Below are 22,942 nucleotides of genomic sequence, written 5' to 3'. Positions count from 1 at the left end.
TTTTTTTTGTGTTCTTTAAAACATCATTATTTAGCTCTAATTTAACCTCAGACCTCCTGCTTAAAAATTAGAGTTTAAACGGTTTTTATTTTGGAAGTCATAGCATTGTACAAACCTGACTTCTATATAAATTCACAAGGTAAAATCTTTGATAATCAAGTTCATTTCCTTAAATTATTACCATGCTTCTTAGATATATTCAAAAAACAAACTGGCAGAAATTGGGTCAGAAAAGTAATTTTATTTTTGCGTACAGCTACATGGCTTTGTAATGAAAGCTTTTTCGGAATTTATTTAAATAATTGTAAATCAGTTTTATATATTCTTTCTTTCGAAGTAGAGTGTATTTCGTTAGAAATTGATTCAAAATCGGCAAGCAAATATAAATAAAGCCTGTAATATGCCTCTTTATTACAATTGTCTTGTTTACCATTATCATTGTTTAACAAAGGATTAATGATCAACGTTTTCGTGGTTTTTTCTGGTGAGTATCTTCTGATGGACATTAAATCCAAGCAGCTGGAGGGGACTTTGCCAGTGTTTAGAATAGAAGGGGTTTTTAGCGAACAGAAAAAATGTGAGAGCTGGATTGAAGCCCAACAAACTGCAGAGAATGGGAATATGCTATATAGCTTTATCGAAATCCCTTTTGATCCAGTTGCCGGGCAAAAAGAAGAAGGAACCCAGATTTTTTCCATTCGGATGAACGAAAGATTGCAGATCGTAGAAATCACGATGGCGGAAAATGAGGAAATCCCATCAGACAAACTGTTTTCTTTACAGAAACTTGAAAATGGGCATTTCTATGGAAGTTTCTGGGCGAGGGATTTTATTGATGCCTGTAAGCTAGCTTATGTAAGAGTCAAAGAGGCGATTCAAGATGGGGAGGATGACCATAACCTTCTCCAATGATCACTAGCAATAAGTAGAAAGTCAAGCATGGGATTAATGCCCGGCGAAATATTCAAGGCTAATCAAGTCGCTTTTTTTTCCGATGTTCATTTCTGTAACCGGAAGGCGTATTGTGGTAGATTTTTTTGAACAATTCAGTAAAGTAGCTTTGGCTGTTGAAGCCAACTTTGTCCTTAATTTCCTTTAAACTTTCATTGGTATTGATGAGCAAATCTTTCGCGAGATTCAGTCTCAAACCCTGCAAATACTCATTGGCACTCTTGCCGAAAAAATGGCGAAAGCCGTTTTGGAATTTTTTCGAACTAAGACCAACCCGCTGAGCTACAGAATGAAGAGAGCTCAAGGAATCAATCTCAGATTTCATGATTTCAACAGCTTCTCTGATTGCGTTGGCCTCTGATTTTCGCAGGATTTGTTTATCCAAATTCCCCTCTGAGTCATCGTCATATTGAATAAGTTGCTGCACAAGCATGCGATAGGACTGGCTTTCCAGAAATATCTTCTTCATGAAATGATCAAAACTCTGGACTTTTATTTCGTCAAATATTTCTCCCAAGACTAGGCTGTAAAGCCCATTGTAATAAAATGACTGGGCAGCATTTTGGTCTTCAAAAATTTTTCGAAGACTTGGTTTTGTTTTCTTTAGCTCGCAGGACATTCCGGCATTGAAAGTCTTTCTGTCAATTTCAAGGCTATAAATTTCGGTATAGACATTTTCTTTAAAGTTTACTACATGTCCATCTAGACCCTTACTCGCTACTATAATGTTTTGATATTGCGAAAGTGAATGTTGTTCATCGCTTTTCTCGAAATGGTGCATTAGCTGTCCTTCCAGACAAAATAAAAACTTCAACGGATGAGTCTCACCCACCGTAAAACTTATTTCCAAATCAGAATAAAACTTGCATTCATAAATCAACAGCCCTAAGCCACCTTCAAAATTAATTCCTCTAATACTTCCCTGTCCCCATTCTTCGGGAATTTGAACTATATATTCACTACAAGCTTGGATATAGCTTGTTTTCAAACCTATAGCAATATCTTCAATTACATCTTTTAGCGGCAAGGATTGGACTTGAAGTTTGTTCATTTTGATCTAGGAATTAAGATATAATCTTAAGGTAAAGTCTTTTTAGAAGAGTTGTTTTAGTGCTTGGGTGGTGAATATATAAAACATGTTTTTGAGAATCGTTATTCCATCTGACAATTCCTCGTAGTGAACCTTCGAAAGATAAAAGAAATAGAGAAAAGTAAAATTTTCATAATTTCGAACAACCTAATTGCTTTCTTACTTTAACATATAAAGTAATTTCAGACATAGGGACATCATTAAGCTCATAATAACAACCTGTGATATCAGAACATAAAGATTCCAACAGCAGAAAAGTCAGTAAATTAATTGACGAAATAAATTGGATTGATAACCCCTTAGGATCTACTGAAAACTGGGATGCAAACTTGAAAGCCATGCTTTCGATGGTACTTGCCAACCCAATGGCCATGAGTATAGTCTGGGGTAAGGAGTTGATTCTACTTTACAATGATAGCTATGCAGGTATTTGGGGCGATGATTTTCATCCGCGCGCGTATGGAAGTAGTGCTCTTAATTTTTTTGGCAAAAGCAGAGAAAAATGGGTTACAGTATTCAGTTCTGTTTTCAAAGGTGAAGCTATTACCTTTTCCGATTCTGTTCGAAAATCACCAGAAACAGAACAATTTTTTGACTTTACATTCAGCCCCCTGAGGGACTCAAAAGGTGTAATTCAGGGTATCCTAATTACTGCTGTTGAAACCACAGAACGCAAAATTATAGAGGAAAAGTTACAGGAAAATACAGATCAGCTTCACTTTGCCATAGACGCAGTAGATTTGGGAACTTGGGATTATAATCCGCAGACAAATGAATTTATAGCAAATAGTATTCTGAAATCCTGGTTTGGCTTAGCTCCAAAGGACAAGATTGATTTGAGTTTTGCTGTGGATGCTATAGTTCCAGAGGATAGACAGAGAGTAATTGACGCAATTCAATATTCACTACTTTATGAATCCGGAGGAAAATATAATATAGAGTACACGATAGAAAACCCTTTGAACGGTGACAAGAGAATTGTCCGTGCCAAAGGAAAAGCTTGGTTTCGCGATGATCAAATCTGCTATCGGCTTAATGGAACTCTGGAGGATATTACATTAAATACGCTTGCAAGAAGGAAGTCCGCCGAGAAAGAGCAGATCGTCAGAAATATGGTGCTGGAGGCCCCTGTAGGAATATGTGTAATAGGAGCCAAAAGCAAAGTTATTGAAATTGTGAACCAGCGATTTTCTGAAATTATCGGAAAGCCGTCCTCCTTTATGATAGAAAAGCCTTTTTGGGAGGTGCTGTCAGAGATCAAAGTTGATTTTTCCGCTCACTTGGAAAAAGTGACCCAAACGGGAATTCCATATTTTGCAGACGAAGTAGAGCTTGCGCTGGATCATCTTGGTGTAGGTAAGACGGTATATGCTACACTTGTATTTTCTCCTCTGACAAATGAGATTGGTCAGATTTCAAAAATTGCCATCTGGATCGTGGATAACACTATTCAGGTCCGGGCAAGTAAGAAAGTTATAGAAAGTGAATACAATCTAAGCTTGATGATCCTTCAAGCTCCCATTTCAATTACGATCCTGCGAGGGTTGGATTACATGGTGGAAATTGCCAACAAAAATGTCTTAGGACTTTGGGGTAGTAAAGAAGAGGATGTTGTAGGCCGCTCAATATTTGAGATCATGCCTAGTCTCAAAAGCCAAGGGCTAAAAAAGTTATTGGATCACGTCAGGCGGAAAAGGAAGCGATTCTCTATGGCTGAGTACCCGATGCAAGTAGTCAGAAACGGAGAACTGGAGACGGTTTACATTAACTTTTCATTAGAACCTCTGTATGATGAGGAAAGCGAAGGGACAGGTGTAATGGCTATTGGGGTTGATGTGACCCAGCAGGTTTTAAACAGAAAAGTGATAGAGGAAAGTGAGCAGCGTATCCGTTCAATTGTGGAGAATGCACCATTTCCAATAGGTGTGTATGAAGGACAGGATCTGATGATTACGCTTGCTAATCATGCCATCATGGATGTTTGGGGCAAAGGCAATGACGTCGTAGGGAAATCGTATAAGTCTATTTTGCCAGAGCTGGCTAATCAGGAAATCTTTGAGCAAATCTATAATGTTTTTGCTACGGGAATTCCTTTTAGTGCAAAAAATCAGAGAGTGGATCTTGTGATTGATGGGCATTTACAGTCATTCTTTTTCAATTATGATTTCACACCTCTATATAATACCGCGGGGGAAATATATGGAGTAATGAATACTGCCGCTGAGGTAACTGATATTCACATCGCAAAACTTAAAGTAGAAGAGAGTGAAAAGCGATTTAGGGATTCTGTAGAGCAGGCTCCGTTAGGAATTGCTATTTTCCGGGGGAAGGATTATGTGGTTGAGATGGCAAATGAGAAATATTTGCTATTAATTGATAAGACTGAAGAAAGTTTTATATCCAAACCAATTTTTAAAGTATTGCCTGAGGTAAGAGAAACTGTTGAGCCTATTTTTGAGCAGGTAGTTGCCACGGGAATTCCATTTTTCGGAAATGATTTCCCTGTGACCTTGAAAAGGCATGGAAAGTTAGAACTCACATATTTTAATTTTGTATATCATCCGCTAAAGGAAGAGAGCGGAGCAATCAGTGGAATAATGGTGGTGGCGATGGAAGTCACTGAGACTGTGAAAGCCAAGCAATTGTTGCAGGAAAGCGAGAAGCATTTCAGAAATATGGTGATGCAGTCTCCCATCCCTATGACAATATTGAGAGGTAAAGATTTTATTATCGAATCTGCTAACAAGGTGATGTTTGAATCTGTATGGAGGAGAAAGCCAGAGGGAGTAATTGGGAGATCTATTTTGGATATTTTCCCTGAACTAAGAGTTCAAAAATATCCAGAACTACTTAATCAGGTATTTACTACAGGCAAAACGCACAGTGAGAAGGAATCCATGGCTATAGTGGAAGGTGAGGATGGAATAAAAAAATTCTTTCTGGACTTTGAATATGCCGCATTGCATGATGCTGATGGATCTGTTTCAGGAATTATGATTACCGTCAGTGATGTGACTGATAAGGTGGAAGCACGTCAGAAAATAGAAGAAAATGAAGAACGCCTCAACATTGTAGTTACAGCCAGTGAGCTAGGAGTTTGGGAATATGATGTGAAAAATGACCAAAGTATTATTTCTCCTAGGTGTAATGAGATTTTTGGGTTTTTGAATGGAGAAGAGATTTCAACGACTGCCATGATGGAAGTTTTCCATCCGGAAGAAATGGAACAAATCAATAAAGCTTATGAGGAAGCTTATAAGTCTGGAACGCTGTATTATGAGACCCGATTAATTTGGAAGGATAAGTCCATCCATTGGGTAGAAGTAAGAGGTAAAGGGTTTTTTGATGAAGCAGGAAATCCTGAGCGACTTGTAGGGACAATCAGGGATGTGACAGAGGAAAAGAATTTCCATAAGCAGCTGCTGGAGAGAGAGGAGAAATTTAGATTGCTTGCGGACTCTATGCCTCAGATGGTTTGGACCTCGGACAGTGATGGAGTACTTAATTATTATAACAAGGCACTCTATGACTTTACCGGACTAAGTTTTGAAGAGCTGCGAGGAGATGGCTGGATCCAAGTAGTACATCCTGACGATAGAGCCGAAAATATCGAAAAGTGGAATAAATCTATTTCCACAGGAGAGGATTATCATTTTGAGCATCGTTTTAGAAAATTTGACGGTACATACCGCTGGCAGTTGAGCCGTGCCATTCCCCAGAGGGACGAGCAGGGAAATATCAGAATGTGGGTCGGATCCAGTACTGACATCCAAGATCAGAGAGTTTTTACACAAGAGCTTGAAAACAAGGTAATCGATAGAACAAGAGAGCTGAATCTCAAGAACAGTGATTTGGAAAAAATCAATAAGGAGTTACAGTCCTTTGCATATATTTCCAGTCATGACTTACAGGAGCCTCTTCGTAAAATCCAGACTTTCACCAGCATGATACTAGAGGAGGAATATGCGAATATGACGCAGCGAGGGAAGGATATGTTTAATAGGATGCAGGGAGCAGCGGTTCGAATGCAAACATTGATACAAGATTTGCTTGCCTATTCCCGCACCAACAGTCAGGAGCGGAATTTCGTGTTTTCTAACTTACAGACAATTCTGGACGAAGTGAAGAACGATTTAAAGGAAGAAGTAGATAATAAAGGTGCGGAAGTGGAAGTGGTGGCGGATTGCTCGGTAAAAGTCATACCTTTTCAATTTAGACAGCTGCTATTTAATTTATTCAGCAATTCCCTGAAATTTATTGACAGTTCAAAAAAGCCTTTGATTAAAATCACTTGTGAACAAGTATCGGGTAGAAAGACTGGAATAGAGGGATTGGATTCAGATAAAACCTATTCTCATATCACTTTCTCTGACAATGGAATCGGGTTTGATTCTGCGTATAAGGAAAAAATATTCGAGGTGTTCCAGAGACTTCATGGCAAAACAGAATATGCGGGTACAGGCATAGGCTTGGCTATCGTCAAAAAAATTGTGGATAATCATTATGGTGTAATTAAAGCAGAAGGAAAATCTGGAGAAGGTGCAAGGTTTGACATTTACATCCCTGTCTAATTAAAAAGTTATTTAAAAATTGACATTGTCAGTCGCTTGCTTTCAGCTTATATAAAGATTTCAGCATTGAAGATGGAGCAGAAAGCGCGCTGTTTTGTCATTTAGCAAAATCTGTTAATCGAACTGGAAAATCACTAGTTTGTGATTCCATCATTGGATATATTTCTAATAGCAAAAAGCAAGAAACTTCGGTCAGTTGGATACTAACCAGGTTATGCTTCAAAACTTTAATTGATAGCGAATTAATATCTTCATAGCATGAGTTTTCAAATTAAAAAGACTTCCGATGAGTATGATGTAATCATCGTTGGATCTGGAGCCGGCGGAGGAATGGCTTCAAAGATTTTATCAGAGGCAGGCTTATCTGTAGCTGTGATAGAGGCTGGAGGAGATTTTGATCCGGCCAAAGAAGAAGACCGTACGCAGCTCAGGCCACCTTGGGAATCTCCGCGCAGAGGTGCTGGAACTCAAATCAGACCTTTCGGTGACTTTGATGCCGCTATTGGAGGATGGGACATTGAAGGGGAGCCGTATACCCATACCGAAGGAACTTCCTTTGACTGGTTTAGATCCCGGATGGTGGGAGGACGTACGAATCATTGGGGTAGGATTTCTCTGCGATTTGGCCCAAATGATTTTAAAAGAGCAAGTATTGACGGATTGGGCGATGATTGGCCTATTGGATACGATGACCTCAAGCCTTACTACGATAAGGTTGATCAATTGATAGGCGTATTTGGCACTAAGGAAGGTATCTATAATGAGCCGGATGGTTTTTTCCTTCCGCCTCCAAAACCTAGACTTCACGAATTGTATATTAAAAAAGGTGCTGACAAAGCGAATGTTCCGATGATCCCGGGCCGCCTATCTATGCTTACCCGACCAATCAACAATGAAAGGGGAGTATGTTTTTTCTGCCGTCAATGTAATCGTGCTTGTCAGGTATACGCTGATTTTTCTGCTGGGACTTGTCTTGTCCATCCTGCTATGAAAAACGGGAAAGTGGATTTGTACACAAATTCGATGGTTCGCAAAGTCACTACCAACGAGCAGGGAAAAGCTAATGGAGTTTTCTTTGTGAGTAAAGTGGATTTGAAGGAATATAAGTTGAAATCAAGAGTGGTGGTGCTTGGTGCTTCTGCTTGCGAGTCAGCCAGAATAATGATGAATTCAAAATCCAAATCCCATCCTAATGGCATCGGAGGAGATTCAGGTGTCCTAGGCAGGTATTTGCACGATTCTACTGGTGCTAGCAGATCTGGAATTATCCCGTCGCTATTTGGAAGAGAGCGGTATAATGAAGATGGAGTAGGAGGTATGCATATGTATACACCTTGGTGGGGAGACAATAAAAAATTGGATTTTGCCCGGGGCTACCACATCGAATATGGTGGAGGGATGACTCAGCCTGGCTACGGGGAAGGATCTGGGATGGATTCTATGAGAAAATATCTTAAGGATGAATTTGGTAATCCTAAAGAGGGAGGAGGCTATGGAGAAGACCTCAAAAAGGACATAAGAGAAATTTATGGCGCTAGAATAGGAATGGCGGGCAGAGGAGAAAGTGTTCCTCGCTATGAAAACTACTGTGAAATAGATCCCAACACTGTAGATAAGTATGGTATACCTGTTTTACGATTTAATTACAACTGGACTGATCAGGAGATCAAGCAGGCTAAACATATGCAGGACACTTTTGAGGAAATATTAACTAATGCCGGGGCAATTCCATTAGGAGATAAGCAAGGTCCTGAAACCCAATATGGCTTGGCAGCTCCTGGTCGGATCATCCATGAGGTCGGTACGGTGCGGATGGGAAATGATCCGAAATCTTCCGTACTCAACTCCAATTGTCAGGCTCATGACTGCGGTAATTTGTTTGTGGTAGATGCAGGGCCGTTTGTGTCCCAGGCAGATAAGAACCCGACGTGGACTATTCTGGCATTGAGCTGGAGGACATCAGAATATATCGTGGACCAGTTGAATAAGAAAAACATCTGATGATTAGAATTTAAACTCCTATTATAAGATATCCTGAGTACTAGATTGCTTGTAAACTTCTGTAGTTTCGTCAGCTTTCTAAGCTTCTTATTTGGTTTGGCATCACTTAAAACATTTCATTGAATAAAGGAATTACTTTTCGGAAGGTTACCTGATGCAAACCTTATGGGAATGTTGCCTTAATAAACAAAAAAGCTAATCCATTCAAGGATTAGCTTTCACATTCAAATTGTGTTTTAGTCTTATAATAAAGGGTCCCCACCTCTACGAATGTCTGATTGTCTATCTCCGCGATGTCCTCTTTCCAGAAATCCATCGCCAAATTCAGCGTCTCGGATTCTACCGGATTCCGAATCAACTCTGTCTAGGTCATCATCGAAATAGGATCTGTTGATGTGATCATATCTTCCATATAAACTGCGTGGTTCCTCACTGTAATAGGTACGCATGGTGTGAAGAAATTCATCTTGCGGTCCAGTAGGCCATGCGTCATTGTCAAAACCTGGTGCATTTTGTAATGTTTCCTTAGTTTCTTTGACAATTACAACGTCTTCCTGCACTGGATGAAATTCAAATGATTCAAGCGGTAAAGCAAGCAACTTTGACCCAAGATTTAGAAAACCATCGTCTACTTTTAATACAACATAATCAACCTCACGTGTTGAAGTATTGATTATAAAATCTTTGATTGATCCAACAGACTCATCTCTAGCTGTTTTCACATTGCAGGACCTCGCATCTGACGAGCTCAATTGCATTTTGTTTGAGGTATTCATGTTTATTGTGGTTAGTTAGTAAATTATTTGATGGAATTAGTCCCAGATTTATGCCAAGTCAAGAAGCCGCCAATTGACGTGATTAGGCTGTTTTCCTCAAATAATGCCGCGAAATGATTTCCCTTTTAGTGGAATGATTTTCCTGAAAGTGGGTTGATTGATAGGTGAATACTTTAAAAAATCATCATCTAATTTTTAACATTCATTCAAAGCGATAAACTCATTTTCACGGCAGCTTAAATTTTCCATTAATTAATTATTTGCTCCTAATGAGAAAAGGATTCGCATATTTATTATGCGCCTAATTTTAAAGCACTGCCGTAATTTGAGGAAAAATATACCCAGTAGTAAAATTAATTAGTTAGGGAAGTTATAATTACAGGCCCTACATGTGTTTATTCTCCATAGCATGAATTTTGAGTGTACGTGCTTGAAACGAAAATTCTAATTCCATGAAAGACAATCATATTACAATATCAAATAGGTTGACGAAAATCAGTAATTATTCTGAGGGACTCACCTCTTTGCTTGCTGGTTCATATGTGTTATCACTTGCGCTAGCAAACAGGAATTTGGCACTAAGAATTGCATTGGGTGTAGCTGGAGGTTTTCTTATTTTGAGGAGTGGCTCTAAACTAAATGCCGGGAGCTTCGATGAAGAATTGATATAAATAATGTGCATGACTGCACAGTAAATATTTTTAAAAACAAAAGCCAATTCCAGTCCTACTTAATTCTGTAGGTCGGGAATTGGCTTTACTATTCTAGCCATAGGTCAGATTTTTATGATAATGGCAGTTAAAAAGCTCTGAATATTCTCTTGGTCAAATAAGGCTTACTCGAGTTTATAAATCTCATCTTTAGGTTAGGATAGCATCAAATTTTTGTGGGTAATAGAATATTTTTGAGAATCTTGAAATACTAATGGTTAGATTCTATAAAAAAAGTTGTTGAAGATTCTTGTACCTTCATATAAAATTGTGAAAATGATTTCCACAATTACATCGAAAATTTATCAGATTTCAATATCGTAAGGGAGTCATTTAGCCAAATATCACTTGATTTTAAAAAGCCATAAGAATTCTATTTCATGTCATTTACTACATCCGTAAAACACTTTGATGAGCTTTCCAATCACGAGCTTTATGCAATTATTAGGCTTCGCAATGAAGTTTTCGTTGTAGAACAGAACTGCGTATTCCAGGATGCTGATGACAAAGATCAGTTGGCATACCACGTCATGATTTTTTCTTCCTATAGTTTAGTTGCTTATGCAAGGGTATTGCCTGCTGGTGTTTCTTACAATGAAGTATCCATAGGGAGAGTGGTAAGTGATAGAAAAGCCAGAGGAACTGGGGCAGGAAGAAGATTAATGGTTGATTGCCTTTTGTTTATTTCGGAGAAATTTGGCGACTGTGATGTACGGATTAGTGCTCAAACTTACCTTCTAAAATTTTACAACTCACTAGGATTTGAGGAGTCAGGTGAGGTCTATCTTGAAGATGGTATCGAGCACATTGAAATGACATCTACGATATCGAAAAACACTGAAAAACAAGCGACATAAGAAAGCCAACTGAATAAGTTCAATAAGTATTGCTCACAGATTCACACGTTATAAATCTAATCAAGCAATGCTACTACCAGAATATTTGGACAATCTAATATTTCAAGTTTCTGAGCTACTACTTCAGATCCTTCATCCAATCCAACAACACATCTCTCCAGCCGTCAACAGGCCCTTTTCCTAAGCCAAACCCGAAACCGTGACCGCCTTTTGGGTAGATATGAAGCGAGGCAGGTACTTTTTGAGCATGTAGTGCTTTGTAGTACAGAAAACTGTTTTCGATAGGTACTCCACCATCGTCTTGCGCATGAACCAAGAAAGTTGGTGGTGTCTCAGCAGTTACATTCAACTCACCCGAAAAACGATCTATCAATTCTTGGCTGGCATTTTCACCAATTAGATTTTTTCTCGAACCTGAATGGGCGCTTGCGTCACGGAATGAGATTACTGGATACGCTAGGATAGAAAAATCTGGACGAGCAGAAAGTGCATCAATCGCGTCTTTTGGTCTATCGACTTCATGTTCATATTGAGTGCTAACGGTAGAAGCCAAGTGTCCACCAGCGGAAAACCCTAAAACTCCAATTTTTGCTGGATCAATCATCCATTCTTCGGCGTGATGTCTAGCTAAGCGAACTGCCCGCTGCGCATCAAGTAGCGGAACTTCTTTCGCATCTGTGAGAGATTTGGAGTCTGGAAGTCTGTATTTTACTACGATTCCTACAATTCCCTGCGTATTAAGCCACTTGGCAAAGTCTCTTCCTTCCCAATCGTAAGCCAAAATATGATATCCGCCTCCTGGAAAAATTACCACTGCTTGACCCGTACGCATTTGCTTACTTGGCAGGAAAACTTCGATTTGGGGAATCTGTACATTTTCTATTCTTATGATTCCTTCCTCAATGGCCTTTTCCTCAAGTCCCATATCTTTCTGAAGTGGAGGATTGCCTTCCCAAAGAGGAAGGATTATTTCTTGGGCATTCACGATCATACTTATCATGATTAGGCTGAATACTAAAAGAGACTTTTTCATAGGTATTATTTTAGGCTTTGAATTCGAAGATTTTATCCATTAACTGCCATCTCCAATTGTCAGGAGTGCCGGGAAGATTAGTTTGATATTGACCGAGAAAAGCTTCCCAATCCTGAACTTTCTCATTGGCATTGTCAAGAGCAGCTTTCTTTTCGAAGGTAAAGTTTTCATCTCCAACTAGTATCATGCTCAATCTGTGACGCCAGCGATAGATACTCATTTGTAGAATTCCGGAAACACGAATGCTTTGTATAATTTCTGGAGCTACTGCTTTATGACATTCCACGTAAGCTTGAATGGCTTCTTCATCGTCTCTCAGGTCACAGATTAATACAAAGGTTTGGGTTTTCATGTTTAATATAGGTTTACTCAGAATTATTAACCGTTATTTTTTTGTCGACGGACCACAGACAACTGACCAGTGCCGATATTTACAAGACAAGATTCTTATGTACCGATTAAAGAATCTTACAATTTTCCAATCTTAGAATCTTTCAATTACAACACTTTTTCAACCTTCTACCTTTCCCGCCTTTTTAACTCGAACACTAAACAACAACACCATTACAAAGCAGGCCAAAGGAAGAATAAAGGAGAAATTAACCTCTGGAACGCCCAAAATCAAAGTGTCATCGTATGCGACTCCGCCAATGTCCATGATCATTCCTTGCAGTGTAGGCATAATTGCTCCACCCACGATGGCCATCACAAGGTAGGCTGCAGCAAACTTGGAGTCTTCTCCTAAGCCGTCCAAAGCAATTCCATAAATAGTAGGGAACATCAGGGACATGGCAAATGAAATAGCTACCAATGAATAAAGCCCAGTCATGCCGGGAAGGAAAATAGCACCCGCAGTAAATATAATTGCCAACACAGAAAAGATGCTGAGCAACTTAGTAGGAGAGATGTAGCGAAGTAAAAAGGTACAAACCCAACGTCCTACCAAAAAGATCACTAACGCAGCATAACCATAATTTACAGCATCGGCATTCGATATTCCAAGGACTTCTGCGTATTGGTAGATGTAGGTCCAAACCATGATTTGAGCTCCTACATAGAACATTTGAGCGAGTGTACCTTCTACGAAGTTTCTGTTTTTCAGCAAGCGACCCATCGTAGCTTTGAATTCAACTTTGCCTGTCTCTTTGCTTTCTGGCATTTTGACCATCGCAATGATCACTAAAATGGCGATAACCACTAAGCCCAGCATCACATACGGATTTCTAATCACCATTAGGTCGGCGGTTCGAATTACTGCTTTGGATGCTTCATCGAGCGAGGAAAATATGATGTTACCATCCGCATCAGTTGCATTCGATTGAAGTGCATTCAATATAAATTGCTTCGCAACAAACAAACCAGCTAAAGCTCCCATGGGATTAAATGCCTGCGCTAAATTTAATCGCTGAGTTGCAGTTGCCTCAGGTCCCATTGATAAGATATAGGGATTGGCAGTGGTTTCGAGAAAAGCTAAACCAAAGGTCAAAATGTACAGGGAAGCAAGGAAAAAGCCATAACTCTCCCAAGCTGCTGCTGGGTAAAATAGCAATGCTCCAAAGCCGTAAAGGCCTAGACCGAGTAAGATTCCAGTTTTATAAGAATACTTTTTGATAAAGAAGGCAGCTGGCAAAGCCATAGTGAAATAACCTCCATAAAATGCCATTTGCACCCAGGATGCTTGGGTGTTATTCAGTTCGAGTACTCGCTTGAATGCCGCCACCATCGGATTGGTGATGTCATTTGCGAAGCCCCAAAGGGCAAAAAGAGATGTGATTAAGATAAAAGGTAGGATAAGCTCCTTTGGGACTAATGTAGGTTTTTGGGTCATGGGTATATGTTATAAGGCTCGGTCAAGATGGGTATACCCACCATCTACAAAGAGATGCTGACCGGTGATATGTTTGGCTTTGTCGGAGAATAGGAAAATCGACATTGCAGCAATTTCCTCAGGAGTTGTCATGCGTTTTCCTAAAGGGATTTTTGCGGTGATCTCAGCTAGTCTCTCTTTTGGGTTTGGGAATGTATTGATCCAATTTTCATAAAGTGGTGTGAAAACCTCTGCTGGGATGATGGCATTTACTGTGATTTCATACGGAAGAAGTTCCACTGCCCATTCCCGAGTCAAGGATAATTGAGCTCCTTTGGCAGCTGTATAACCAGAAGTTCCTCCTTGGCCAGTTACAGCTGTTTTACTGCTGATGTTCACGATGCTTCCCTTTGCTTTTTTCAAATGAGGCAGTGCAAAATGTGCCAAATGATAGTAATGATTGAGGTTTTTGGCTACTGATTTTTCAAATGCTTCAGGGCTTCCACTTTCTAAACCAACACTGTCATTTGCTCCGGCATTATTCACAAGTCCATCAATTCTACCATATTTCTCTAGCGTAAGGTTGACGGCTTTTTCGGCATCAGCAGCTTCGAAAAGTCGGATTGGAATCTGAAAGGCTTCTCCCAAGGCGAGGATTTCTGCACCTTCTTTTTTGGAAGGATCAATCATCACAGGAATTGCACCTTCGGCAATCAATCCTCTGGATATAGCCCCGCCAATTCCTTTGGCTCCGCCAGAAATCAGGATGACTTTATTAGTTAGGTTTAGGTTCATTTTTGTTTTATTGTCCACGGTCCACTGACAACCGTCCACAGTGGGTGATTTAAAATTTATATTTATTCTTTGATTTCAGTGGTCGGTTGACTGTTGTCTATCGACCTTCAAATCCCATAAAACTCAGCAGCAGTATTTCCCATAATTGCTTCTTTCTCGGTCTTGGAAAGTTTATCGGTGAAACGCTCGATGACTTCCAAAACCTGCTCATATTCTCCTGCAATCTTACAAACTGGCCAATCACTTCCAAACATCAGGCGCTTTGGACCAAATAGTTCGAGGACTACATCCAGATAAACTTGAAGTTCAGAAGCTGTCCACTTCTTCCAGTCCGCCTCCGTGATTATACCGGATACTTTACAGAAAATGTAATCACGTTCAGCCAGTGGAGCCATTTCCTTTTTCCACTCTCTCCAAATACCCAATTTGATATTTGGCTTAGCGATGTGGTCGATAACGAAAGGCTGTTCCGGCGCTTTTTTCACAAACTGCAAAGCAGCTTCCAATTGATTGTGGAAAATCAGGATATCGTAAGTATAACCCCGCTTTCCAATTTTTTCAATACCACGGATAAACTCCTTTCTTAGCATGTAATCCACTGGCTTTGATTGGAGGACTTCCCGGTAGCCCTTTAGCTTTTTTTGCGAAGCAAACTGATCCAAATCCTTATCCACATCATCAGAACCCAAGTCTACCCACCCCACGACAGCTTTGATTTGTTCATGTTCTTCTGCCAAATCACATAGAAAGGCTGTTTCTCTGAAACTTTCATCGGCCTGTACGGCGACGCAACCGTCAATCTTATGCTCTGCTAAAATCGGGAAGAGATCTTCCGGAAGAAAGTCACGCTGGATCACCTTCATGTCGTCGGTGATCCAGGAGTGCTTTTGGGGATTGTATTTCCAGAAATGCTGGTGGGAATCCAGTCTCATGCTTCTGGGTCGTTGATTGCTATTTGCTTGGCTTCACCAAGCCCTTCGATGCCTAGTTCTACTACATCACCTTCTTTCAGGTAAGTAGGAGGGGTCAATCCAAGGCCAACGCCAGCTGGAGTTCCTGTAGAAATCACGTCTCCAGGTAATAATGTCATGTACTGACTCAGGTGCTCGATCAATTCAGGAATATCGAAAACCAAATCTGACGTATTGCTGTCCTGGAGCATTTTCCCGTTCAGTTTCAACCAAAGTCTCAAGTTATGCGGATCTTCAATCTCAGTTTTAGTGACCAAAACTGGCCCAAGAGGAGCGAAGTTATCAGCACTCTTTCCTTTCACCCACTGTCCTCCATGATGTAATTGGAAATCACGCTCTGAGACATCATTGTGCACACAGTACCCTGCCACGTATTCCATTGCATTTTCTTTGCTTACATATTTCGCCCGCTTGCCGATCACCACAGCCAATTCTACTTCCCAGTCAGTTTTTACTGAATTCTTAGGAATCAAAATATTATCAAATGGCCCACAAAGAGAAGAAGTAGCTTTCATAAAAATGATAGGAACTTCAGGAACTGCCATGCCTGATTCAATTGCGTGCTTACGGTAGTTTAGGCCTATGCAAATTATTTTAGAAGGTCTGGCGATTGGCGAGCCTAAGCGGGAACCAGCAGGGATTTCATTTAAATTCTTCTGATTTGCGTCCAACCATTCTTCAAGTCTTGCAATTCCATTGTTCGTGAAAAAATCTTCGTTCCAGTCTTCATTGAACCCTGAGCAGTCCAAATATTTACCATTTTCGTCTTGTATGCCTGGTTGTTCTTTGCCGGCTTCGCCGAATCGTATAAGTTTCATTTTTTAAGTATTAAGTAGTTAGTATCAAGTATTAAGACTCTGGATTCAAGACACAAGATATTAGATTCAAGAGTCCAGAAGGAAGTCAGAGTCAAATGTTTACATAGATGTCTTCGACTTCGCTCAGACTGACTTACAGACGCTCGTATATTCATGAATATTTTGTGATTCTACGGCATCGGTCTTCGGACATCCAACATCCTTTTCCTCACATTTTCAATCCCAAGAACCCTCCATCAATTGGAATATTTGTTCCTGTGATGAAGTTTCCAGTTTCTGAACTCACAAAATAGGCAAGTTCTGCGATTTCTGAAGGTGTAGCCATTCTTCCTATCGGCTGAGTAGCTGCAAGTTTTTCAAACATTTCCTTCTCCTGACCTGGATAGTTTTTTGCCAAAAATCCATCCACAAACGGCGTATGCACACGTCCCGGAGAAAGACAATTGCAGCGAATCCCATCAGCGACGTAGTCTCTTGCCACACTTAATGTCATGGAAAGTGCCGCGCCTTTGGTCATGCTGTATGCAAAACGATCAGGAATACCTATCGTAGCAGCCACTGAAGCCATGTTCAAAATTGATCCACCGCCATTTTCTTTAAGCTTTGGAAGAGCTGCCTTGATACAGTTAAACATACCTTTCACATTTACCTGAAAAACTCTGTCGAAGTCTTCAGGAGATGTGGTTTCAACTTTGCCTATGTGCGATACACCGGCGTTATTAATCAAGGTATCAATCTTACCTGGAATTGATTGAATAAGATTTTCAGTTTCTACAGGATCTGCTACGCTGCCGCACAGAAAGGTGACATCAAGACCCTTTTCTCGCTCATTCTGAGCTACTTTTTCTCCGATCTCCGGATTAATGTCTATAAAGTAAACTTTGGTTTTTTTGGCTGCAAAAAGCTGAACCATGGCGAGTCCGATTCCGGATGCACCGCCTGTAATAAGTACTGTTTTATTTTCCATAATTAAAGCAAAACGGAAATTAGGGTCTTTGACCTAGACTCCCAAAATAATTTCCATGGATTATAATTTAACTGTTTCGCCAGTTTTAACTGACTCATCGCAGGCGAAAGCTATTTTTAGACTGTTGAGTGCATCTTCCAAGTGATCGTCTAAGGAATTGTTTTCCAGAATTGCTTTGAGGAAAAAGCGCTGCTCTCGGTTGCAGAGTTCCTGGTGATCTGGTTCATCTTTCATATCTATCCATTCATCTGGGCTTGTAAATTTATTTTCAGAATCAATTGCCGCATGGTGAACCCGGATAGATTCTGTTTTAGTGTGGGAATCTATATTGTCTGATTGACCACTAGCTCCGGCATCTTTTGCAGTAATGGAGACAGCGCCTTTTGGGCCAAAAACGTCCTTCACAAAGAAGGCTGTCTCGCTCACCATTGGTCCCCATCCAGCTTCATACCAACCTACTGAACCATCTTCGAAGCGAATCTGGAGTTGGCCGTAGTTGTAATTGTCTTTCGAAATGTCGTCTGTGAGTCTTGCGCCGATTGCGGATACAGATACTGGTTTTGATCGAGTCATCTGACACATTACATCGATGTAGTGCACTCCGCAATCCACGATAGGGCTGAGGCTTTTCATTAGATTTCGATGCACATCCCACATGTAGCCTTGACTTTGCTGATTGAGATTCATTCGCATTACAAGCGGCTTGCCAAGCTTTTTAGCTTCGTCAATGAACCGAATCCAAGATGGATGATGTCTCAAAATATAACCCACGACTACTTTTTTGTCCATTTCCTTCGCTTTTGCAATTATCCGCTCGCAGCCTTCGATGGTATCAGCAAGTGGTTTTTCAATGAAAACATGACATCCAGCTTCCAAAGATTTTACAGCAAAGTCTTCATGCGTATCGGGATAAGTAGAAATGCAAACTGCATCAGGTTTGGACTGGGATAGGGCTTCGTCGAAATCTGAAAAAAGTGGGTAATTAGCTTGAAGTTTCTCGTTGAGTTTGTTTTTGGAACTGCCGCGGGAAACGAGACCGCAAATTTCGAATTCAGAAAAATTGTGGTAAGCAGTAGCGTGTGCTATCCCCATATTTCCGCAGCCAACTACTAGTATTCGTAATGGTGTTTTTGTACTCATTTATTTTGGGCCTTACTTTTATTATTGATTTACTTTTTCGTCTATAACCTCTTCCAATTCATCTTCTTTGCTCCTAAGCGCGATTGATATTAAATATTTTTCATTCATCGGATTATCAAAATTGGCGGAAAAGGGATTTGAGGCCATATATTTTCCTGTCATTTCCTCAGCTGCTACCATGATCGAGAAGCTGGGTTTCTTTAGTTGAATTTTGTCATTAAAAATAAAAAGAAGACAAGTAAAAATGCGAATAGGATTCTCACAAAACCTTCATAATACTTTAAGGCTTTCCTTCTGTAGCAAGGATTATTCATTAGGTAAATAATAAAGTGAAAGGTCTTCTGACTAATCTACTTTATCAATTTCGCATTTTATCAACTTGAGCCTTTTCTAATGAGATTATTTTTACAGACAAAGTAATTGGATTTATTGGTTCATCTTTACTGTCTCGCTTTACCCGAACAATTTGTTCAATCACGCTCATTCCCTTAATTACATGACCGAAAACTGTGTAATCTCCATCCAGTCTGGGTATTCCTTCGGGGTTCTGAACGATATAAAATTGGCATCTGGCGGAGAGTTTTCCAGGATTATCATCTCTTCCTGCGCCGACTGCTCCATAAACATGCTTTAGCTCAGGCACAAACTCTGGTTCCAGAAGATACTCAGGGTCATTAAATCCTTCTTCGGTATCAGGGCAGCCACCTTGCGCAACAAAATTTGGAATGACTCGGTTAAAAGTCAGGGAATCCCAATAGCCTGCATTTGCAAGTTCGATAAAGCTTTCCTTATGGTTAGGAGTTCTGTCATCTAGCGCTATGAGTATTTCTCCGTATGATGTAACGATTTGTCCTACAGGAACTTTGATATCGGAATCTTGGGCAAGCAAATTGCTATTAGAAAGTAAAAACAGGCCCAACACCAATAGTAAAATATTAGAAAGATAGAGTTTGGTAATCCAATTAGAGGAATAACGAGTATATAGAAAAGTATTTGTCATTTCGTTTGGAAAGATATTTGAAATAAAGATTTTTTGTATCTGATGAATTAAAATTAGTAAAATGAATCAAGAATCCGTCTTACAAGAGAATGAATTAGATAGGCTTTTGGCACTCAGTAATCTAGGTGTCGATTATTATGAACCAAGACAAGGATTAGACTTTCTGACCGAATTAGCTGCAAAGATTTGCGGAACAGAAGTTTCATTAGTCAATTTAATCGATTCTTTCACCCAGTGGAGTGTCTCGTCTTACGGCATGGACATTACCCAGATGCCAAAAGAGGATTCAGTATGTCAGTTCACTATTCAAACCGAATTGAAAGAAGGATTTGAGGTGGAGGATCTAAGAGCTGATGACCGTTTTAAGGATAAGTTTTATGTAACTGATGCACCAAATCTACGATATTACATGGGCGTGCCTTTGACCTCACCCGAGGGGTATAATCTTGGAGCCTTGTGTGTTTTGGATAGTCAAATTATGCATCTTTCGAATGATGTCAAGGATATTTTAAGGTTGATCGCTAGGCAAGTCGTAGACAGATTACGGGTAAGTAATCTTGTGGCTGACCTAAAAAATAAAATGAAGCAGTCTGAACTGAATCAGAAGAAACTGGCTCATGATGTTCGAGGTCCGATAGGTGGTATCATGGGTTTATCAGAACTGATTCTTGACACAGATACACCTGCAACTCCACAAGAAATACAGGATTATTCAGAGATGATCCAGCAGAGCAGTTTGACCTTATTAGAGCTGACAAAAGATATTTTGACAAAAGAATATGATGGAAACTCTCGTAAAACCCATGAGTTGAAAGATGGTGATACTAATTTGGTTAAACTTAAAGAAACCATCTCACACCTATTAGCTCCTCAGATCAAAATCAAAAACATAGATTTTAATATTAGCATCAGTCCGGAAAATCAATTCGAAGCTTTTTCCAAACACAATATTTTACAGATCTTGGGTAACCTTCTATCCAATTCAATTAAGTTCACGAAAAACGAAGGCAAAATTTCTCTATTCCTCAATTTAAGACGTCAGGGATTGGATTTGATATTAGAGCTAAAAGTAGAAGATAACGGAATTGGCATGACGGATGTCAAGATTAATGAAATTTTAAGAGGCGGTACGTCCACAAATAACGGGACAAAGGGAGAAGTTGGATTTGGATTGGGGCTAAAATTGGTCAGACAACTGGTCTATCAGCAAGGTGGATCTATGAATATTGTTTCAGAGCTGGGTAAAGGCACTCAGTTTATTATTGAGACGAAGGTAAATCCATACTGATAGCAGATTTTTGGTTGTTTACTGGGTTAGCATACATCGCCAAAAAGCTTTTGATTAGGAATTCATTGTTGGTATTTACTTTTTCATTCATTCTCTTTTCAAATGATTTTTTTTCCTCTTCAGTATAAAAGTCTACATATTCCCCATCACCATAAAGTAAGTCGTGTGCAATGTAGTTACTTGGCCAAAGCTTGTAACCTGCCCATATCTTCTGATCGATAGTCTCTGCCAATTTGCTGAGTTTATCGGGCTGGCTGAGTTCCATTTGTGAGATTTCCTGAATTTCCTTATCCAATAATCCATTGACTTGTAGATGGATTCTTTTTTTGTTTCCCATTATCCCACGCAGAAGATTTAGAAAATCTTCATTTTCTCCTTTAATATACTTTTCGTCCCGGGACTTGGCTAGCCACTCAGGCATCTTTAGGATGTCTGTGGGATCGTATTCGTAAGAAATCGAAATGGGGACTACCTTTATTTTTTCAAAATAGCCGAAAGGATTAGGTCCCTCTTCTGCCAGTGTAAGCATTTTCAAAACTCCACGATGTGTAGAGTCATTCCCATCTTTTGTTCGTCCCTCACGCTGTGCCGTCCAAACAGACCGATTTTCGGAAAGCAGAGACTTTTTAATGTATGCAGATGCTATTTGTGAGCTTTCCAGCAAGGCTCTTCCTTGTAATCCACGTTTGATTGCGAAGTTTCTGTTGAGCTTCGAAAGGGTGTGAAGAAAAGGCTTTTGTATTAAATTGTCACCTATAGCAGAAGTGGTAAGTACTAGTCCATTTTCATACAGACACGCATTGAGCAAAGAAGTGTCAAGAATGATATCACGGTGATTTGAAATGAAAAGGTAAGCGGTATTACATTTCAATTGCTCAAAACCACCGGTACTCAATCCTTCGGAGCTTTTTTCCAAAACCTTTTGCACGCCAGGGTAAATAAAGTTCACCTGGAAGTCCCGAAGTGAATGCGTGTGTACCATTAGATCCTTCCAATGTTCCTTACTGTCAGAAGGGAACGTGAAACTCATCATTGCCTCCATCATAGGATCATCTACAATCTTGCGAATTGCAACATTAGCTTCTGCATCATAAAAAGGCCTGATAGAATCAAATTGCGACATAATAATCTGGTGGGTGGTCTGCAAAAAGCAAAATTTAGCTTAGAATTAGAAGCTAATTTACATAGATCAATGTTAATAAATCTTGAATCTATCGAATGAGATACTTATCTACAAAGAGTAAATGAAAAGGTAGAGCCTGGGTCCAGTACTCCCATGTATGTGCTCCCGGTCTCTCGGTGTAATCATGTGGAGTGCCATTTGCCAATAACAGTTGGTGCATTTGTCTGTTGGTTTCCAGCAGGAAATCATCTACCCCACAATCCATTAGCAGGGCAATTCCATTCACTTTCATTTTGTCTACCAAGCCTACTGCAGTATAGGTGCTAAAAGGCGCATCGTATTGCAGATCTTTTCCAAGCATTTCCTGTTGCTGCCCTTTTCGAAGTTTGCTGAATTCTGCCGGAACTTTCCATAAACGGGTGTCGATGTTCATCACTCCACTCATGCTTGTGGCAGCTATAAAGAGTTCTGGATGCTTTGCACTTAACATTATTGCTCCATGACCTCCCATTGACAGGCCAGTGATAGCTCTGGATTCCCTTTTTGCTAATGTCTTGTAGGATTTATCAATGTGAGGTATTAGTTCTTCTATGAGGTAAGTCTCGTATTGCACAGAATCCATCATTGGGCTGTCATAATAATAGCTTGAAGGGCCAACTCCAGGCGTGATGATGATCAAATTATATTCTTCTGCCATGCGGTTTACCAAATCAGGTTCAGTGACTTTTTTAAGCCAATCGCTAAAAATGCCACTTCCTCCATGAAGTAAGTAGAGTGTCGCAAATTGCCTACTACCATCGTAAGTTGATGGAGTGGTGACGGCAGCTTTCAGCGTTTTATTCATGGCTTTACTGAATACTTCTATAGTATCCACTTTTGCCTGTGCAAAACAAAATAAGGGAAGAAGGAACAATACGATAAGTATCTTTTTCACGGGAATAGGTTATTTAGGTAGTAAAGCCAACAAAATAAGAATAATACTAAAGATTTCTGATCAGACAGGTGCTAAAAATAAAAAAGACCTCCCAGTTTCCTGAGAGGCCT

General features: G+C 39.9%; 20 protein-coding genes. 6 read left to right on the top strand and 14 right to left on the bottom strand.

All coding sequences use genetic code 11. From position 1 onward, the window contains the following. The first annotated feature begins 456 nt into the window (after positions 1–456). Positions 457–912 carry a hypothetical protein gene (locus tag AACZ73_RS11915; protein WP_339878074.1) on the top strand — a complete coding sequence of 152 codons (456 nt, stop codon included), beginning with the start codon at positions 457–459 and terminating at the stop codon, positions 910–912. A 58-nt stretch (positions 913–970) separates the two neighbouring features. Here the strand turns inward: AACZ73_RS11915 and AACZ73_RS11910 are convergent, their stop codons facing one another. Beyond that, a complete protein-coding gene (locus AACZ73_RS11910) occupies positions 971–2,002 on the bottom strand; it encodes an AraC family transcriptional regulator (RefSeq protein WP_339878073.1) in 1,032 nt (343 codons plus the stop codon). 260 nt (positions 2,003–2,262) lie between these two features. Here AACZ73_RS11910 and AACZ73_RS11905 point away from each other — a divergent pair, with 260 nt between their 5' ends. After that, positions 2,263–6,612 carry a PAS domain-containing protein gene (locus AACZ73_RS11905; protein WP_339878071.1) on the top strand — a complete coding sequence of 1,450 codons (4,350 nt, stop codon included), beginning with the start codon at positions 2,263–2,265 and terminating at the stop codon, positions 6,610–6,612. A 258-nt stretch (positions 6,613–6,870) separates the two neighbouring features. Then, a complete protein-coding gene (locus tag AACZ73_RS11900) occupies positions 6,871–8,613 on the top strand; it encodes a GMC family oxidoreductase (RefSeq protein ID WP_339878070.1) in 1,743 nt (580 codons plus the stop codon). A 242-nt stretch (positions 8,614–8,855) separates the two neighbouring features. Here the strand turns inward: AACZ73_RS11900 and AACZ73_RS11895 are convergent, their stop codons facing one another. Then, the gene (locus AACZ73_RS11895) at positions 8,856–9,389 is read right to left on the bottom strand and encodes a PRC-barrel domain-containing protein (protein ID WP_339878069.1); all 534 of its coding nucleotides are present in this window, start codon (positions 9,387–9,389) and stop codon (positions 8,856–8,858) included. A 452-nt stretch (positions 9,390–9,841) separates the two neighbouring features. Between AACZ73_RS11895 and AACZ73_RS11890 the strand changes: the two genes are divergently transcribed. Beyond that, a complete protein-coding gene (locus AACZ73_RS11890; RefSeq protein ID WP_339878068.1) occupies positions 9,842–10,060 on the top strand; it encodes a hypothetical protein in 219 nt (72 codons plus the stop codon). Positions 10,061–10,479: 419 nt separating this feature from the next. Next, the gene (locus AACZ73_RS11885; protein WP_339878066.1) at positions 10,480–10,956 is read left to right on the top strand and encodes a GNAT family N-acetyltransferase; all 477 of its coding nucleotides are present in this window, start codon (positions 10,480–10,482) and stop codon (positions 10,954–10,956) included. Positions 10,957–11,074: 118 nt separating this feature from the next. On the opposite strand, the gene AACZ73_RS11880 is transcribed toward AACZ73_RS11885, so the two are convergent. From AACZ73_RS11880 to AACZ73_RS11835, 10 genes are all read right to left on the bottom strand, one after another. Then, positions 11,075–11,989 carry an alpha/beta hydrolase gene (locus AACZ73_RS11880; RefSeq protein ID WP_339878065.1) on the bottom strand — a complete coding sequence of 305 codons (915 nt, stop codon included), beginning with the start codon at positions 11,987–11,989 and terminating at the stop codon, positions 11,075–11,077. Positions 11,990–11,999: 10 nt separating this feature from the next. After that, positions 12,000–12,341, bottom strand: a complete 342-nt coding sequence (locus tag AACZ73_RS11875; RefSeq protein ID WP_339878063.1) for an L-rhamnose mutarotase — start codon at positions 12,339–12,341, stop codon at positions 12,000–12,002. Between the two features lie 159 nt (positions 12,342–12,500). After that, positions 12,501–13,817 (bottom strand): L-fucose:H+ symporter permease, encoded by a 1,317-nt coding sequence (gene fucP / locus AACZ73_RS11870; RefSeq protein WP_339878062.1) that lies wholly within the window; start codon positions 13,815–13,817, stop codon positions 12,501–12,503. Between the two features lie 9 nt (positions 13,818–13,826). Continuing rightward, positions 13,827–14,591, bottom strand: coding sequence for an SDR family oxidoreductase (locus tag AACZ73_RS11865; RefSeq protein ID WP_339878061.1), 765 nt, complete (start codon positions 14,589–14,591; stop codon positions 13,827–13,829). Positions 14,592–14,698: 107 nt separating this feature from the next. Further along, complete coding sequence (locus AACZ73_RS11860) at positions 14,699–15,523, bottom strand: amidohydrolase family protein (RefSeq protein WP_339878059.1); 825 nt, start codon at positions 15,521–15,523, stop codon at positions 14,699–14,701. Then, the gene (locus tag AACZ73_RS11855; RefSeq protein ID WP_339864139.1) at positions 15,520–16,380 is read right to left on the bottom strand and encodes a fumarylacetoacetate hydrolase family protein; all 861 of its coding nucleotides are present in this window, start codon (positions 16,378–16,380) and stop codon (positions 15,520–15,522) included. The genes AACZ73_RS11860 and AACZ73_RS11855 overlap by 4 nt, the downstream gene beginning before the upstream one ends. Before the next feature lie 208 nt (positions 16,381–16,588). Continuing rightward, entirely contained in the window at positions 16,589–17,347 is a 759-nt protein-coding gene (locus tag AACZ73_RS11850; RefSeq protein ID WP_339878058.1) for an SDR family oxidoreductase, read from the bottom strand. Between the two features lie 60 nt (positions 17,348–17,407). Next, positions 17,408–18,487, bottom strand: coding sequence for a Gfo/Idh/MocA family oxidoreductase (locus AACZ73_RS11845; RefSeq protein ID WP_339878056.1), 1,080 nt, complete (start codon positions 18,485–18,487; stop codon positions 17,408–17,410). Positions 18,488–18,508: 21 nt separating this feature from the next. Further along, positions 18,509–18,667, bottom strand: a complete 159-nt coding sequence (locus tag AACZ73_RS11840; RefSeq protein ID WP_339878054.1) for a hypothetical protein — start codon at positions 18,665–18,667, stop codon at positions 18,509–18,511. A gap of 178 nt (positions 18,668–18,845) precedes the next feature. Beyond that, the gene (locus tag AACZ73_RS11835) at positions 18,846–19,487 is read right to left on the bottom strand and encodes a peptidylprolyl isomerase (protein WP_339878052.1); all 642 of its coding nucleotides are present in this window, start codon (positions 19,485–19,487) and stop codon (positions 18,846–18,848) included. 61 nt (positions 19,488–19,548) lie between these two features. On the opposite strand from AACZ73_RS11835, the gene AACZ73_RS11830 reads away from it, so the two are divergent. Then, entirely contained in the window at positions 19,549–20,775 is a 1,227-nt protein-coding gene (locus AACZ73_RS11830) for a GAF domain-containing sensor histidine kinase (RefSeq protein WP_339878051.1), read from the top strand. Here the strand turns inward: AACZ73_RS11830 and AACZ73_RS11825 are convergent. Both AACZ73_RS11825 and AACZ73_RS11820 read right to left on the bottom strand, forming a co-directional pair. After that, positions 20,747–21,898 (bottom strand): 1-acyl-sn-glycerol-3-phosphate acyltransferase, encoded by a 1,152-nt coding sequence (locus AACZ73_RS11825; RefSeq protein WP_339878329.1) that lies wholly within the window; start codon positions 21,896–21,898, stop codon positions 20,747–20,749. The genes AACZ73_RS11830 and AACZ73_RS11825 overlap by 29 nt on opposite strands. Positions 21,899–21,986: 88 nt before the next feature. After that, positions 21,987–22,832 carry an alpha/beta hydrolase family protein gene (locus AACZ73_RS11820; RefSeq protein WP_339878050.1) on the bottom strand — a complete coding sequence of 282 codons (846 nt, stop codon included), beginning with the start codon at positions 22,830–22,832 and terminating at the stop codon, positions 21,987–21,989. Positions 22,833–22,942: the final 110 nt, after the last annotated feature.

This window comes from uncultured Algoriphagus sp. (assembly GCF_963974835.1).
Lineage (GTDB): Bacteria > Bacteroidota > Bacteroidia > Cytophagales > Cyclobacteriaceae > Algoriphagus.
The sequence above is the reverse complement of the archived record's forward strand: the minus strand, read 5'-3'. Positions and strand labels throughout refer to the sequence as shown.